The organism is Sphingomonas sp. Sph1(2015) (assembly GCF_001970915.1).
GTDB lineage: Bacteria > Pseudomonadota > Alphaproteobacteria > Sphingomonadales > Sphingomonadaceae > Sphingomonas > Sphingomonas parapaucimobilis.
The window spans coordinates 153,687-169,765 of the sequence record NZ_MQUI01000001.1 but is presented as its reverse complement, the minus strand read 5'-3'; the positions used below and the strand labels follow the sequence as shown (position 1 = coordinate 169,765).

Here is a 16,079-nt window from a genome sequence, read left to right as displayed (position 1 = left end):
GAGAGGATAATCCCATGCAAGTCTATAACGCACCGCTGCGCGACATGCGTTTCGTCCTCCACGAGCTGTTCAAGGAGGACGAGTTCGGCCCCGTCGCAGGGCAGGACGAATTCGGTCCCGAACTGTACGACGCCATCCTGGAAGAGGCGGCGCGCGTCACGCAGGAGGTCCTGCTGCCGCTCAACGCCACCGGCGACATCGAAGGGTGCAAGCTGGAAAACGGCGTCGTCCGCACCCCCGCCGGTTTCAAGGAGGCGTACAGCCAGTTCTGCGAAGGCGGCTGGGCCGCGCTCGCCTCGCCGGTCGAATATGGCGGGCAGGGGCTGCCCGAGGCGGTGAACAAGCTGGTCGAGGAGATGATCTGCGCGACGAACCTGTCGTTCAGCCTCTATCCCGGCCTGACGCACGGCGCGACCACCGCGCTGATGGGCCATGGTTCGGAGGACTTGAAGAGCTTCTATCTGCCCAAGATGATCTCGGGCGAATGGTCCGGCACCATGTGCCTGACCGAGGCGCATTGCGGCACCGATCTGGGCCTGCTGCGCACCCGCGCCGAGCCGCAGGAGGATGGCTCGTACCTGCTGACCGGCGGCAAGATCTTCATTTCGGCGGGCGACCATGACCTGACCGACAATGTGATCCACCTCGTCCTCGCGCGGACGCCCGATGCGCCCAAGGGGGTGAAGGGGATCAGCCTGTTCCTGGTGCCGAAATATCTGCCCAAGGATGACGGCTCGGTCGGCCCCGCCAATGGCGTCAGCGTCGCGGCGATCGAGCACAAGATGGGCCTGAAGGCGTCGGCCACCTGCCAGCTGGAGTTCAACGACTCCAAGGGCTGGGTCGTGGGCGAGCTGAACAAGGGCCTGGCCGCGATGTTCACCATGATGAACACCGAGCGCGTCTCGGTCGGCATCCAGGGCCTGGGCATCAACGAGGTCGCGTACCAGTCGGCCGTCGCCTATGCCAAGGACCGCTTGCAGGGCCGGGCGCTGGGCGGGGCGGCGCGCCCCGATCTGCCCGCCGATCCGATCATCGTCCACCCGGACGTGCGGCGGATGCTGATGACCATGCGCGCCTATGCGGAAGGGTGCCGGGCGCTGGGGCAATGGGCGGCACGCGGTCTGGATGCCGAAGCGAACGCCATCGATCCGGCCGACAAGTCGCGCGCGGCGGATTTCGTGGCGCTGATGACCCCGGTCGTGAAGGCGCTGTTCACCGACCTCGCCTTCGACGCCGCCAACATGGCGGTGCAGGTCCATGGCGGCCATGGCTATATCCGCGACCACGGTATCGAGCAGTTCGTCCGCGACGCCCGCATCGCCCAGATCTACGAGGGTACAAACGGCGTCCAGGCGCTCGACCTCGTCGGCCGCAAGATGCCCGCGCATATGGGCCGCTATATGCGCCCCTTCTTCCATGCCGTGTCCGAGCAGGTCGAGGCGCTCGTGAAGCATGAGGACAAGGCGATCACAGGCTGGGCCGCGGGCATGCAGCAGGCGTTCGGTGCGTTGCAGCTCAGCACCGGCATGATCGCGCAGAAGGGCATGAAGGACCCCGAAGAAGCGGGTGCGGCGGCGACCGACTATCTGCGCCTGCTCGGCCTGGTCGGCATCGGGCATTGCTTCCTGAAGTCGGCGCGGATCGCGACCGAGCGGCTGGCCGAGGGCACCGACGAGGCGGGCTTCTACAAGGCCAAGCTCGCCACCGCCGGGTTCTTCTTCGACCGTATCCTGCCCCAGGCGACGGCGGCGTTCCTGGCGATCAAGTCGGGCAAGCGCTCGACCATGGCGCTGGAGCTGGAAGCATTTTGAAACGAAGCGATGCCGGTTACGCTTGATTGCGGTCAACCGGTATCGTAGGCATGACGTGTTGTTATCCTATGCGTCATATGATGAACGTATAGGGTAATTCGGGGGCGACCGGTCAGAACCGGCGCTCCGGCCCTTATGACGGGCATGGAGAGGAGAAGATGCATGTTGTTGACCCTGACGGCCATGGCCCTTGCAGCGGCCGGTGTGAATGCGGACTCGGTGGTCGGCCGCTGGCAGACCCAGACGCGCGGCGGTATCGTCGAGATCCAGAAGTGCGGCAATTCGGTGTGCGGTCGCATCCTGTCCTCGGAAAAGCTGCGCACCAATCCCGCGCTGACCGACCAGGCCAACCGCGATCCCAAGCTGCGTAATCGACCGCTCAAGAACCTGCTGATCCTGCAGGGCTTTTCGCAGGATGGCGTGGCCTGGGGCAGCGGCACCATCTACAATGCCGAGGATGGCAAGACCTATAGCGCCAAGCTGACGCCCGAGGGGCCGGACACGCTGAAGGTGCGCGGCTGTGTCTTCGTGCCGCTCTGCAAGACGCAGACCTGGACCCGCATCCGCTGATCCTTGCCCAATCATATAGAAATTCCCGGGGAATATGCTCATGAACAAGTCCCTCAAGGCGCCGCTTCTGGTCTCTGCCATCCTGTCCTCGTCCTTCGCCTTTGCGGGCGCGGCGCATGGCCAGGCCTTTTACCTTCAGGAACAGTCGACCCGTGGCCAGGGTCGCGCCTTTTCGGGTGAGGGTGCCGATACCGGCGCGTCCTCGCTCTGGTGGAACCCGGCGGCGATTGCGGGCATGGAGCGCGGCGAGGCCGTGATCGGCGCATCGGCGATCATCCCCAAGGGCGATGTGGTCGACAATGGTACGCTGATCCGTCGTCCGACCCTGCCCGGTGGTCCCGTACAGACCTTCCAGCCGGTCGGCGGCGACCGGGTGTCGAGCGACCCGATCAATCGCGGCGTCGTGCCGTCGGGCGCGGTCGCCATTCCGCTGAACGACCGGGTCGCGGTCGGCCTGGCGGTTACTTCGCCCTATAGCTTCACCACGGAGTATAATACGACCAGCTGGGCTCGCTACAGCGCGCTCAAGACCGAACTGCGCACGATCGACATCCAGCCTTCGATCGGCATCGCGGTCCTCGACTGGCTGCGCGTCGGCGGCGCGCTGAACGTCGAATACACGAAGGCCGAACTGGGCAATGCACTGCCCAACGTGCTGGCGACGCTGCCAGACGGGTATCAGCGGCTGAAGGGCGATGGCTGGGATCTCGGGTGGAGCGCAGGTGTCCAGCTGCACAATGACTGGGCGACGGTCGGCATCAGCTACAAGTCGCGAATCAAGCATAATCTGAAGGGCAGCCTGGAAGTCGGCGGCCTGCTCGGCCCGCTTGCCACGCAGAACCGGACGATCGATGGTGCGACCGCGACCTTCTACACGCCCGCGCAGATCATCGTTGCGGGCCGTTTCCGGGCGACCGACAAGCTGACGCTGAACGCGCAGGCGGTGCGCTTTACCTGGGCCGATTTCGACGCGATCCGCCTGGGCGCGCCGATCAACACCGCCATCCCGGAAAATTACAAGAACAGCTTCTCGCTGGCGGGTGGCTTCGACTATGCGGCCACGGATCGCCTGACCGTGCGCGCAGGCGTGCAGCGCGGTATCACGCCGACCCAGAACGGCAATCGCGACGCGCGCGTGCCCGACGCGAACCGTTGGAACTACTCGATCGGCGGCTCGTACAAGGTAACCCCGCGCCTGACGCTGGACGCGGCAGGCAGCTATATCGATTTCGCCAATGCGCCCATCGACCGTCGTACCGCCGCCTATGCGGGGACGGCCGTTCAGACGCCGATCCTGACCAATGGTCAGGTGCAGAATGCCAAGGCGTTCGTGGCGTCGATCGGCGGCCGCTTCAGCTTCTGATTGAGAGAGTGGACATGAAGATCGTCGTGCCCGTGAAACGGGTGTTGGATTATAACGTGAAGCCGCGCGTGAAGGCGGACGGGACGGGCGTCGATCTGGCGAACGTGAAGATGAGCATGAACCCGTTCGACGAGATCGCGGTGGAAGAGGCGATCCGGCTGAAGGAGAAGGGGGCGGCGACCGAGGTCGTCGTCGTCTCGATCGGCGAGCCCAAGGCGGCGGACACGCTGCGCACCGCGCTCGCCATGGGCGCGGACCGGGCGGTGCTGATCACCGCGGATCATCCGGTCGAACCGCTGGGCGTTGCCAAGCTGCTCGCCAAGGTGGTCGAGGAGGAACAGCCTGGCCTGGTCATCCTGGGCAAGCAGGCGATCGACGGCGATAACAACCAGACCGGCCAGATGCTGGCGGGCCTGCTCGGCTGGGCGCAAGGCACCTTCGCGTCCAAGGTCGAGATCGACGGGCAGACGGCGAACGTCACCCGCGAGGTCGATGGCGGGCTGGAGACGGTGGCGCTCACGCTGCCCGCGATCGTCACCACCGACCTGCGCCTCAACGAGCCGCGCTATGCGTCGCTCCCCAACATCATGAAGGCCAAGTCCAAGCCGATGGCGACCAAGACCGCCGGGGAATACGGCGTCGACGTGGCTCCGCGCCTGACGATCACCCATGTCGCCGAGCCGGGCAAGCGCCAGGCGGGCGTCAAGGTCGGCTCGGTCGACGAACTGGTCGAGAAACTGAAAGCACTGGGAGTGGCCAAGTGAAGACGCTGGTTTGGGTCGAGCATGACGGCGGGTCCGTCAAGGATGCCACGCTGGCGACCGTCACGGCGGCGGCCAAGCTGGGCGAGGTCCACCTGATCGTCGCCGGGCAGGGCGTGGACGGCGTGGCGCAGGCAGCGGCGAAAATCGCCGGTGTCGGCAAGGTCCATGTCGCCGACGATGCGGCCTATGCGAACGCACTGGCCGAGAATGTCGCGCCGCTGATCGCCCAGCTGATGGGCCATCACGACGCCTTCCTCGCGCCGTCGACGACCACGGGCAAGAACATCGCGCCGCGCGTCGCTGCGCTGATCGACGTGATGCAGATCAGCGACATCCTGTCGGTCGAAGGACCGGACAGCTTCACCCGGCCCATCTATGCGGGCAACGCGATCGCGACGGTGAAGACCAGCGACACGAAACTCGTCCTCACCGTGCGCACCACCGCCTTCGAGAAGGCGGCGGCCGAGGGCGGCGCGGGCAGCATCGAGGCGGTAGCCTCCACCGGCGATGCGGCCAAGTCCCGCTTCGTCGGCGCGGAAAAGGCCGAGAATGCCCGCCCCGAGCTGACCAGCGCCAAGATCATCGTCTCGGGCGGTCGCGCGCTGGGCTCGGAAGAACAGTTCCACGCGCTGATCGACCCGCTGGCCGACAAGCTGGGCGCCGCCGTAGGCGCCTCCCGCGCGGCGGTCGATGCGGGCTATGCCCCCAACGACTATCAGGTCGGGCAGACCGGCAAGATCGTGGCACCCGAAGTCTATGTCGCGGTCGGTATCTCGGGCGCGATCCAGCATCTGGCGGGGATGAAGGACTCCAAGGTCATCGTCGCGATCAACAAGGACGAGGACGCGCCGATCTTCCAGGTCGCCGATATCGGCCTGGTCGGTGACCTGTTCACCGTCGTGCCGGAGCTGACGAGCAAGGTCTGACGGAGGGGGGCCTGTCGTTTGGAGCGTGATGACAGGCTTGATCCACCCCTCCCCTTTAGCGGAGGGACCGGGGGTGGGACGCTTCCGCAAGCGCAAAACCCGCGGTGAGGCCCTACCCCAATCCCTCCCCTGAAGGGGAGGGGCCTGGCGCGGATCAATCCGATGTCCTTCGATATCGTGGCATTCCCATCCCAAACAAATTGCAATTTTAAATCTGGGTTAAGATTTCTGGCATAGCATTCACGCGCTGTCGTGGAGTGCCGTATGAAACCAGCCGAACCGCTCGCGCTGAACCATAGCTGGCCCCTGTTCGAGCGTGGCCTGCGTTTCGACCTGGGGCAACCGGACGCCCCCGATCCGGCTTTGAACGAGGTGGACGATGCCTGGCTCGCCGCGCATGGCGTGGGCCGCTGGTCCTGCGACCTGCCGTCTGGAAGACTATCCTGGTCGACGGGTGTCTATGGCCTCTTCGACTGGCAGCGTCATCGTCCCCTGGACCGGCTTGGTGTCCTGCCCCTTTATCGATCCGAATCCCTGTCGGCGGTCGAGCGGCTGCGCGCATACGCGATCCGCCACCGGCGCGGCTTTACGATCGATGCGCAGGTCCAGGCCCCGGGCGGCTCCCGCTGGATGCGGATCATCGGCGCACCACAATGTCAGGGCAAGCGCGTGGTAGCGCTACATGGCCTGAAAATGGACGTCAGTGCCGAATATCGCTGATCTATGTGAGGAAAAGCCTGCAAATTCCGTTGCCTGCTTGTTAGCGCCATGAAGCTTTGGCTACCATTCGCATATGACAGACAATATCATGGGAGGGGGCGGTCGCCGCGTGCGGACGATCGCGGATCTGGCGGAAATGGCGGGCGTCTCGCCCGGCACCGTTTCGCGCGCGCTGGCGGGCAAGTCGCTGGTCAATGCCGAGACACGGACGCGGATCCAGGCACTCGCCGACCTGCATGGCTTTCGTCCCAACCAGATGGCCAGCCGCCTGCGCACGCGTCGCACCGGGGTGATCGGTATCGTCGTGCCGCTGGGCCATGACCGGCGCCAGCATTTGTCCGACCCGTTCTTCATGACCATGCTGGGCCATCTGGCCGATGCATTGACGGAAAATGGCTATGACGTGATGCTGTCGCGCGTGATTCCGGATGCGCCCGACTGGCTGGACCGCGTGGTCGATAGCGGCATGGTCGACGGTGTCCTGCTGATCGGCCAGTCGAACCAGTATGACGCGATCGAGCGCGTCGCCAGCCGCTATCGCCCGCTGGTCGCCTGGGGCGTCACCCTGCCGGATCAGATCCATGCGGCGGTCGGCACCGACAATGCCAGGGGCGGCTATCTGGCGGGCCAGCGGCTGATCGAACGGGGGTGCCGCCGCATCGCCTTTCTGGGCGATATCAGCGCGCCTGAAATCCGCCAGCGCCATGACGGCCTGGCGCGCGCCATGGTCGAGGCCGGGCTGGAGGGCGATCCGGTCCAGCTGGCCACGCATCTCGCCTCCGATGTGATGGAGCAGGAAATCGCCGCGCATATCGACGCCTTGCTGGAGCAGGGCGGGGGGCGTGTCGCGATCGACGGGATCGTCGCGGCGTCGGACATGATCGCGATGACCACCGTGCGGGTGCTTGCCGACCGTGCGATCGCGGTGCCCGAAACCTTGCCGGTCATCGGTTATGACGACCTGCCGCTCGCCGCCCAGGCGGTGCCGCGCATCACCACCGTTCGCCAGGACATTGCGGCAGGCGCCAAGGCGATGGTCGACGCGCTGTTCGCCCGGATCGGCGGGGACGAGGCGGGATCGGTCGTGCTCGACCCCGAACTGGTCCTGCGCGAAACGGCCTGAGGTCATTCCTCCCTGCGCAAGAGGAGGGGGTGACGCTGGTTGGAAGAGCACAAACCCTCGCAACTGTTGAAACCCCTCCGTCAGGTCCCCGCTGGCCGGGGAGGAATAGTTCAGGCGATCGTCACCCGGTCGCCATCGAACGCCAGCTTGAACCAGGGGGCGGCCGTTCCGCCGAACCGTTCCCGGCGCAAGGATGCGTCAGCGCTCGCATCGCGGCCTTGCATGCCCCAATAGTCCACGAAGCTGGTGACATCGCCTTCGCCGGTGACCCACCAGCAATAGGCTTGCGTCGGCTCTTCCACCGGATTGCCCGCGACCAGCCCGGTGCCGTTGACCGGCCGCCACGGCCCCGCAACGCTGTCGGCGACCATGGCATACAGCCCTGTCGGCGCGCCGAGACCGGGGGCGAAGCGCTTCCCCTGGGTCGACCAGAAGCAGTAATAATGGCCATCGCGGACGATGATGTGCGGTCGTTCCAATTCACTGTTGACGCCCAGCGACTCGATCAGCGGCGGCCGGATCGTCCAGCGGTCGCCTTCACGCCTGGCGACGCCGACCACGCCGTCGATATCCTGCTTCACCCAGCCCGCCGAGCCGACAAACAGCAGATACTCCGCGCCGTCCGCCGGATCGCGGAAATAGCCGGGATCACGAAAGCCCTTGATGCCGCCATTTTCCGGCTCGGCCTGATTGGCGACGATGTAGTGATGGCCGTCCGCCGCGACGCTTTCGACCGGCTCGCTCCAGCCTTCGGTGCGCGCATCCTCGCCCTGGATGAGGAAGCGCCCTTGCGTCTCGAACAGCCGCTGCTCGAAGGTGCGGGGCTGGCCGCGCCGCCCGGAGGCGGTGAAATACATGGTCAGCGTCGTATCGTCCTCGTCCAGCACCGCCGAGCCCGACCATTCGCGGCTGCCCGGCGTAAAGCCATCGGCAAAGGTCACGCCATGATCGCGCCATCCATCCGCGCCATAGCTGGTCAGCCGGATGCGCGCTTCGTCATGGCGCAGCTCGGGATCGGACAGGCGCGGCGTCGCGAGGAAGAACCACCAGCTCCGCCCGCCGAGAAAGGCGGTGCGGCCATCGGCATAGGCGATCTGCCACATATCCCAGAAATCATGGTCGGGCAGGATCGGCACGATATCGGCGGCGGTGAACACCGGCAGGCGCGCGTCGGTCTGCGCAGCGATCCCGGCCAGCGCGTCGGCCGACCAGTGGGTAGGAGCGTGGGTGTCGGTCATGATACCTCAGGGAAGATCGAAACGGGGATCAGGCTTGCGGGGCGGCACCGAGCGGCAGCCCCTGGGCATTGCGGGCGCGCACGGTGTAGACGGAGACGGCGGCCAGCAGCATCAGCACGCCGCAAAGCGTCAGCACGTTGCGCGGATCGCCGCCCAGCCAGCTTTGATAGAAGAGTGGCAGCGTCACGCCGAAGATCAGCATCGGAATGACGATCATCATGTTGAAGATGCCCATATAGACACCGGTGCGCTCGGGCGGGATCGAGCCTGCGAGGATGACATAAGGGTTGCCCATCATGCTCGCCCAGCCCAGGCCGATGCCGATCGCGGGCAGGAACAGCATCGCCTTGCTGGTCATGTGCGGCATCACCATCATGCCGATGCCGGTGATGACCAGACAGGCGGCGTGGAGCGGCGCGGCCCCGATCCGTTTGGCGAGCGGCACCATCGCGAACGCTGCCACGAAGGCGACGCCGTTATAGAAGGCGGCCACCTCGCCATTGGTCAGCACCGCGGCATGGAAGCCCGACGAAGTTGCGTCGGCAGTGCGATAGACCGACCGTCCGATCGCGTAGATGACGTAGTTCCAATAGGCCATCATGGCGTACCACTGGAACAGGCTCATCAGCGCCAGCTTGCGCATCGGCAATGGCATGTCGCGGATCGCGTCGCCGATCTCCTTCAGCGTGGCGCCGATGCCCTTGGGGGCTGCGGCGATGCGGGCGCGCTCCTCGGGTGCCAGCGGCAGCTCGGGCACCCGCTTGATCGACCAGACGATGGTGACGAAGGACAGGACCGCGCCGATCATGAAGACCACGCGCGCGGTGTAGGGGATGTGGTGCCCGTCCACCCAGTCCGGGTTCATTCCCGCCCAGACCAGGATCGAGGGCGTGAGGAAGGCCAGCATCTGCGCCAGCCCGGTAAAGGCGCTTTGCGTCAGGAAGCCGATATTATGCTGCGCCCCGTCGAGCCGGTCGGAGACATAGGCGCGGTACGGCTCCATGGTGATGTTGTTGCCCGCGTCGAGGATCCAGAGCAGCGACACCGCCATCAGCAACGACGAACTGAGCGGCATGAAGAACAGCCCCAGCGCGCACAGCACCGCCCCGATCAGGAAATAGGGCGTCCGCCGTCCCCAGCGGCTGTCCGTCCGGTCGCTCATCGCGCCGATCAGCGGCTGGATCAGCAGCCCGGTCATCGGCCCGGCCATCTGCAACAACGGGATCTGCGCCTCGGACGCGCCGAGATAGCTGTAGATCGGTGCCATGTTCCCCTGTTGCAGCCCGAAGCTGAATTGCAGGCCCAGGAAGCCGAGATTCATCTCCAGGATGCGGGTCAGCGAAAGGCGGGGCTTGGCCGAGGCCATCGTACCAACAGGAGTGGAGGGGGTCATGCGGGTCCTCTCGCACGCGGGGGGTAGGTCCGTATCTAGCGCCGGTTTAGCCGCGTTGGGACCATCATGGCGTGATCGAAGACGGATTGCAACAAACGATTGCATAAGCGGCGCGAGGATAGCTTGTCCTAAGTTGGAAACGGTGGAATCATGTTCCAGCGAAGGGAACGAGCCGCCATGTTCTTCATGATTCTCGGCATGATGATGCAGGCCGCCCAGCCGGGCAGCGGGGCGCTATGCGATGTGGGACGGGCCGTGCTTGTCGATCTGCCGTCCACGAGTGCAAAGAATGAATATGTCGAGACAGCCCCTGAACGCAGCGGCTTGATGAAGCTTTGCCCCCAATTGCGGCACGGCCTGCCCGATGGTTATGCCGCCGCGAACGACGATGCCCGCGCCCGCGCCAGCCAGCACTATCCGACGTCGGCGCCGCCACCGCCTTGGGCGGGTATCTATACGGTCGACGCGCCGGTCATGGCGGCGGATGGCCAATCGGCAACCGTGGCGATCAGTTGGGAGTGCAGCGGCCCCTGCGGCAGTGATACGGTCAGCCGCTACATCCGCGCGACCGGTGGCTGGCGGCGGGAAGGCAAACCCCGGGTCCTGCGGATGTACTGATCCCCCGCTCACCGCCCGCCGGGCGGAAGGTTCGTCTCCAGATAGCGGGTCATCAGCGAATAGAGGTGGATGCTGGTATTCTCGCCCTCATAGATGCCGTGGCTGCGGTCCGGGTAGGCCATCATCGTGAACGGCTTGTTGAAGTGGATCAGCCGGTCCACCAGCTGGTCTTGATTCTGGTAATGGACGTTATCGTCCAGCGTGCCGTGGATCAGCAGCAGATTGCCCTTCAGTCGCTCGGCGAAGGTGATCGGCGAGCCGTTCCTGTAGCCTTCCGCATTGTCCTGCGGCAGGCCCATGTAACGCTCCTGATAGATGGTGTCGTAGAGCTTCATGTCGGTCGGCCCCGCCACCGCGATGCCGGTCTTGTAGAGGTCCGGATAGCGGAACAGCGCATTCTGGGTCATCGCGCCGCCGCCGCTCCAGCCCCAGATGCTGATTCGGGCCGGGTCGATATAGGGGCGCGTGCTCAGCATCTTGCGCACGCCTGCCGCATAATCGGCGGAGGCGAGGATGCCGACCTGGCGATAGATGATCTTGCGCCAGTCATGGCCGCGCGGGGTGGCGGTGCCGCGTGGATCGAGGCTGGCGACCAGATAGTCCTTCTGCGCCAGCATCCGGTGCCACAGCCCTTGCGCCCCCGCCCAGCGATCCGCGACCGTCTGGCCCCAGGGTTCGCCATAGACGAAATACAGGATTGGATAGCGCTTGGCCGGGTCGAAGTGCGGCGGCTTGATGAGCCAGCCGTCGAGCTGCGTGCCGCCGCCGATATCGACGCGGAAGAACTCGGTGGCGGGCAGGCCGGTGTCCTTTACGACCTTGGCGAGCGGCGCATTGGCGGCGAGCGTCCGCAACGGTTGCTGGCGGGTCATGTCGAGCATGTCCGTGACCGGCGGCGCGTCGAAGCGCGAGACGGTGTGCAGCGCCCAATGCTCGCCCGGCGCTATGTCGTAGCTGTGCGTGCCGGGCTGGCCCGCCGGGGTCAGTCGCTCGACCTTCGGCGTGCCCGACAGGGTGGTGCGGTAGAGATAACGCTGCGTCGGATTGTCGGGCGAGGCGATGAACCAGGCATAGCCCGCCTTCTCGTCAACGTTCAGCAGCTCGACCACATCGAACTTGCCCGGCGTGCGCAGGGTCGCGCGGCCACTCGCGCGGTCGATGGTGTAGAGGTGACGCCATCCGTCCTGCTCCGACAGCCAGGTAAAGCTGCGCCCGCCGTTCAGCCATTCGGGGGCGGGATTGGCCTCGACCCAGGCGGCATCCTTTTCGACCATGATCGGCTTGACCGCGCCGGTCGCCGGATCGCCGAGCAGGACGTTGTACGTGTTCTGGAGCCGGTTGGACTGCTGGATGAACAGCGCGTCGGAGCCGCCCGCCCAGCTGATCTGCGGCACGTAATTCTGGCGCGGATCGCCCGTCAGCTTGAACCAGCGGGTCGCGCCATCGGCGACATCGATCACGCCGGTCGTCACCGCCGAATTGGTCGTCCCCGCCTTGGGATATTGCAGCGGGATCACTTGCGAATATTGGCCGCCGGTGTTCTTGATCATGTCGAAGGTGCCGACGCCCTTCGTATCGAAGCGCAGGAAGGCGATGCGCTGGGAATCCGGGCTCCACTCGAAGGCGCGATGGACGCCGAACTCTTCTTCATAGACCCAGTCGGCCAGGCCGTTGACGACATAATCGTCGCCGTCCCTGGTCAGCGCGGTCGCCGCGCCGCCCCCGATCGGCTCGACATAGATGTTGTTGCCCCGGACATAGGCGATGTGGCGGCTGTCCGGCGAGACCATCGCGTAGAGCAGGGTCGAGGGCGCGGCGTCGCCGCCGATCTTGTGCAGCCGCTTGGCGGTGGTGTCGTAAAGCCAGTAATCCGACAGCGCATTGGTTCGGCGGAAGCGCTTGCCATTGGTCTGGATCAGCAGCCAGCGACGGTCGGGCGACCATTCATAGCTGTCGATGCCAAGCGGCGCGCTCGCCCCAGGCGGGACCAGATCGGCGGCGGCGACCACGACCTGTCGCTGTCCGTCGGCGATCGCATAGCGGACGATGTCCTGTCCGCCCCTGGGCGCGTTCTCCAGCGCGAGGTAGCTTTCGCCGTCCTTGCCCCAGCGGCTGGCGCGAACGGACTCGGTGCGCACCGCTCCCGGGCCGAAAATCCCCTCGACCGACAAGGCACCGGAAGGCGCGGCGGGCGGCGTCGGGGCCGAGGCATCGGACGGCGGTGGCACGGGCACCGGCGTCTGGGCCATGAGCGGGGCCGCCAGAGCGACCCACGACAATGAAACCGAAAGTCCGTAATTCCGCCAGCACGACCGCATCGACCCACCCAATCCTCGATCTGAAGCATGGAAGCCTAACGGCAGCTCGCAAAATCGTATACTGAAATCTGCGTGAAGATCGGCCGTGATGGGATTAGGGCGTCGGCGGTGGCGATCACGAAGGGACGGGTCGGTTGATGGATGCAGGAATCGAGCATGTCGCGATTATCGGCGGCGGCTTTGCGGGCACGTTGCTGGCCATCAATCTGGTGCGGCATGGCGGCCCCCGCGCGACGCTGATCGAGCGGCGCGCCAATCAGCTGGCGCGGGGCGTCGCCTATAGCGCGGCGCATGCCGAGCATCTGCTGAACGTGCGGGCGGGCAATATGAGCGCGCTGCGCGACGATCCCGATCACTTCGTCCGCTGGCTGGTCGCGCGCGGGGCGGGGGATGCGAAGACCTTCGTACCGCGCCGCGTTTATGGCGACTATCTGCGCGACCTGTTGATGGAGACGATCGCAGCCGACCCGGCCCGGCTGACGCTGGCGAGCGGCGAGGTCGTCGCGCTCGAGCGGGTCGGGCAGGGCTATCGCCTCGAAATGACGGAGGGCGCCGGGGTGACGGCGGATGCGGTGGTGCTGGCGCTGGGCAACCTGCCGCCGCACACCCCGCCGGGGATCGATCCGGCGACGCTGGCGGACGGATGCTATCGCGAGGATCCCTGGGCGGGCGATATCGCCGAAGGGCTGGGCGAAGACGACCGGGTGCTGCTGGTCGGTAGCGGGCTGACCGCGATCGATGCGGCCTTGCTGCTGGATGCCAGTGGCTTTGGCGGGCGAACCATCGCCATCTCGCGCCGGGGCCTCGCCCCGCGCCGCCATGCCGAGACGCCGGTCATCCCTCTACGCGAACGGCCCGCCGCCAGCCTGTCGGCGCTGGTCCGGCATGTTCGCTGTGCGGCCCTGGAGCAGGGATGGCGCGGCGCGGTGGATGCGCTTCGTCCGGTGACGCAGATGATGTGGGGCGCGGCGGATGGCGCGACCCGGGCGCGGTTCCTGCGGCATGTGCGGCCCTATTGGGATGTTCACCGCCACCGCCTCGCGCCCTCGGTCGCCGACCGGGTGGAGGCGCTGGTCGAGGTGGGGCGGCTGTCGATCGCGGGCGGAAAGCTGGTGCGGGTGGAACCGGACGGGCAGGGGGCCGTCGTCCATTGGCGGCCGCGCGGGAGCGATACCGTCGAGACCTTGCGGGTCGCGCGGATCGTCAACTGCACCGGGCCGCAGGGCGACCTTCTTCGTTCGCGCGAGCCGCTGATCCAGCAGTTGATCGGCGAGGGGATGATCCGCCCGGACGCGCTGCGCATCGGGCTGGAGGTCGATGCGCAGAGCCATGTCGTGGCCGCGGATGGCGGAGTGGCCGAGCGACTCTATTGCATCGGTCCGATGACGCGCGGCGGATTGTGGGAAGTCGTCGCGGTGCCGGACCTGCGGCAGCAGAACTGGGAACTGGCACGGCGGCTGGCGCACGCACAATGGGTCGGCGGCGAGGGGCTCTGACCATTCCTCCCCGGAACGGGGAGGGGGACCGCCGCGAAGCGGTGGTGGAGGGGGTGGGCCTCAAGGGAGGCCCTTGCCGAAGCTCCCCTCCGTCAGCGCTTTGCGCTGCCACCTCCCCGTGCCGGGGAGGATCAGGCAGTCGCCCCGATCTTCTTCAGCCAATCCGCATGGCTCGGCATAGACTCCGCCATCTGCCCGATCGCGCTGGCCAGCTTGCCCACGAACCCCCGGCTCTGCGCCGGATCGGCATAGGCCAGTAGCGGGTCCAGTCCCTCGGGCATGTTGAACTGCCCGATATGCACCGCCGCCCAGCTGGCCGGGCCGAACAGGTCCATGTCGCGCGCGACCAGCCGCCCGCTTTCGCGAAAATGCGCGATCTTCATCGCCAGCGTATCGGGGATCGGCATGCCTGCGCATTCGCGCCATAGCGGTGCGTCCGTTCGCTCGGTCAGCTTATAGTGCAGGATCAGGAAGTCGCGGATCCGCTCATATTCGGTGATCGCGACACGATTATATTCCTCGATCCCGGCGGCGGCGAAGGCCCGCGTGGGGAAATAGGCGAGCAGCTTGGCGATGCCCGCCTGGATCAGGTGGATGCTGGTCGACTCCAGCGGCTCCATGAAGCCGCTCGACAGGCCGATGGCGACGACGTTGCGGTTCCACATCAGCTTGCGCCGCCCGGTGGTGAAGCGAAGGAAACGCGGATCGCCCAGCGCTTTGCCGTCCAGATTGGCCATCAGCGTCGCGGCGGCCTGATCGTCCGAGATATGGCGGCTGCAATAGACATAGCCATTGCCGGTCCGATGCTGGAGCGGAATGCGCCATTGCCATCCGGCCTCCCGCGCGGTCGAGCGGGTATAGGGCGTCAGCCCGTCGCCGCCGGTTTCGCACGGGGCCGCCACCGCACGGTCGCAGGGCAGCCAGTGCGTCCAGTCCTCATAGCCGGTGCCCAGCGCCTCTTCGATCAAGAGCCCGCGAAAACCCGAACAGTCGACGAACAGATCGCCTGCCAGTACCCGGCCATCGTCCAGCGTGACCGAGGCGACATGGCCGCGCGCGCCCTCCAGCGCGTGGCCCGAGATCTTCCCTTCGACCCGCACGACGCCGCGCGCCTCGGCATAGCGGCGCAGGAACCGCGCATAGAGCCCGGCATCGAAGTGATAGGCATAGTCGAAGGTCGAGGCCACGCTGCGCGGATCGGCCATGGGTTGGGCGAACCGCCCGCGCTGGCCCGCGCCCCAGGCCATCGACAGGTCGTCGAACGCGACGCCGCTGGCGGGGCCGCCCGCCGCCAGCCAATGCTGATGCACCGCGACCAGATCGAAGGATTTGCCGTGGGTGCCGAACGGGTGGAAATAGCGATGGCCTTCGCGTCCCCAGCCGATGAATTCGATGCCCAGCTTGAAGCTGCCCTTCGTCTCGCGCAGGAACTCCGCTTCGTCGATGCCCAGCGTCTGGTTGAACAGGCGGATCGGCGGGATGGTCGCTTCGCCGACGCCGACCGTGCCGATGGCGTCCGACTCGACCAGCGTGATCGACAGGCCACGCGGCATCGCATGGGCCAGCGCGGCGGCGGTCATCCAGCCCGCCGTACCGCCGCCGACGATCACGACCGACCGGATTGCTTCGGCGGACCTGTCGTTCATCATGCCATCCTCTCCATCATCCCCGATGCTGGCGGGGGCGCCCCTTGTCACGCCATATCATGCAAAGGTTTGCGATCCCATCCGGTCTCCTAT

Annotated in this window: 13 protein-coding genes; 9 read left to right on the top strand and 4 right to left on the bottom strand. The window is 66.2% G+C overall.

Annotation, left to right across the window (positions count from 1 at the left end; all coding sequences use genetic code 11):
* Positions 1 to 14 precede the first annotated feature (14 nt).
* The 7 genes from BSZ14_RS00725 to BSZ14_RS00695 all read left to right on the top strand — a co-directional run bounded on the left by BSZ14_RS00725 (position 15) and on the right by BSZ14_RS00695 (position 7,277).
* Positions 15 to 1,811, top strand: a complete 1,797-nt coding sequence (locus BSZ14_RS00725) for an acyl-CoA dehydrogenase C-terminal domain-containing protein (protein ID WP_076709257.1) — start codon at positions 15 to 17, stop codon at positions 1,809 to 1,811.
* Positions 1,812 to 1,973: 162 nt separating this feature from the next.
* A complete protein-coding gene (locus BSZ14_RS00720) occupies positions 1,974 to 2,381 on the top strand; it encodes a DUF2147 domain-containing protein (protein WP_076709255.1) in 408 nt (135 codons plus the stop codon).
* A 40-nt stretch (positions 2,382 to 2,421) separates the two neighbouring features.
* Positions 2,422 to 3,744, top strand: a complete 1,323-nt coding sequence (locus BSZ14_RS00715; RefSeq protein WP_076709344.1) for an OmpP1/FadL family transporter — start codon at positions 2,422 to 2,424, stop codon at positions 3,742 to 3,744.
* A gap of 14 nt (positions 3,745 to 3,758) precedes the next feature.
* Positions 3,759 to 4,508, top strand: coding sequence for an electron transfer flavoprotein subunit beta/FixA family protein (locus tag BSZ14_RS00710; RefSeq protein WP_076709252.1), 750 nt, complete (start codon positions 3,759 to 3,761; stop codon positions 4,506 to 4,508).
* A complete protein-coding gene (locus BSZ14_RS00705; RefSeq protein ID WP_076709251.1) occupies positions 4,505 to 5,434 on the top strand; it encodes an electron transfer flavoprotein subunit alpha/FixB family protein in 930 nt (309 codons plus the stop codon). The genes BSZ14_RS00710 and BSZ14_RS00705 overlap by 4 nt, the downstream gene beginning before the upstream one ends.
* A 264-nt stretch (positions 5,435 to 5,698) precedes the next feature.
* Complete coding sequence (locus BSZ14_RS00700; RefSeq protein ID WP_076709249.1) at positions 5,699 to 6,154, top strand: hypothetical protein; 456 nt, start codon at positions 5,699 to 5,701, stop codon at positions 6,152 to 6,154.
* Between the two features lie 73 nt (positions 6,155 to 6,227).
* Positions 6,228 to 7,277 carry a LacI family DNA-binding transcriptional regulator gene (locus BSZ14_RS00695; protein WP_076709248.1) on the top strand — a complete coding sequence of 350 codons (1,050 nt, stop codon included), beginning with the start codon at positions 6,228 to 6,230 and terminating at the stop codon, positions 7,275 to 7,277.
* Positions 7,278 to 7,387: 110 nt separating this feature from the next.
* Here the strand turns inward: BSZ14_RS00695 and BSZ14_RS00690 are convergent, their stop codons facing one another.
* Together BSZ14_RS00690 and BSZ14_RS00685 are read right to left on the bottom strand one after the other, a co-directional pair.
* The gene (locus BSZ14_RS00690; protein WP_076709245.1) at positions 7,388 to 8,515 is read right to left on the bottom strand and encodes a glycoside hydrolase family 68 protein; all 1,128 of its coding nucleotides are present in this window, start codon (positions 8,513 to 8,515) and stop codon (positions 7,388 to 7,390) included.
* 28 nt (positions 8,516 to 8,543) lie between these two features.
* Positions 8,544 to 9,908, bottom strand: coding sequence for an MFS transporter (locus BSZ14_RS00685; protein ID WP_241823580.1), 1,365 nt, complete (start codon positions 9,906 to 9,908; stop codon positions 8,544 to 8,546).
* A 177-nt stretch (positions 9,909 to 10,085) separates the two neighbouring features.
* On the opposite strand from BSZ14_RS00685, the gene BSZ14_RS00680 reads away from it, so the two are divergent.
* Positions 10,086 to 10,526: a hypothetical protein gene (locus BSZ14_RS00680; protein ID WP_042483426.1), complete on the top strand. Its 441-nt coding sequence runs from the start codon at positions 10,086 to 10,088 to the stop codon at positions 10,524 to 10,526.
* Positions 10,527 to 10,534: 8 nt separating this feature from the next.
* Here BSZ14_RS00680 and BSZ14_RS00675 read toward each other — a convergent pair whose 3' ends face one another.
* The gene (locus BSZ14_RS00675) at positions 10,535 to 12,775 is read right to left on the bottom strand and encodes a S9 family peptidase (RefSeq protein ID WP_241823577.1); all 2,241 of its coding nucleotides are present in this window, start codon (positions 12,773 to 12,775) and stop codon (positions 10,535 to 10,537) included.
* Between the two features lie 206 nt (positions 12,776 to 12,981).
* Here BSZ14_RS00675 and BSZ14_RS00670 point away from each other — a divergent pair, with 206 nt between their 5' ends.
* Entirely contained in the window at positions 12,982 to 14,340 is a 1,359-nt protein-coding gene (locus BSZ14_RS00670; protein ID WP_076709237.1) for an FAD/NAD(P)-binding protein, read from the top strand.
* 131 nt (positions 14,341 to 14,471) lie between these two features.
* Here the strand turns inward: BSZ14_RS00670 and BSZ14_RS00665 are convergent, their stop codons facing one another.
* Positions 14,472 to 15,989 (bottom strand): tryptophan halogenase family protein, encoded by a 1,518-nt coding sequence (locus BSZ14_RS00665; protein WP_076709235.1) that lies wholly within the window; start codon positions 15,987 to 15,989, stop codon positions 14,472 to 14,474.
* Positions 15,990 to 16,079 lie beyond the last annotated feature (90 nt).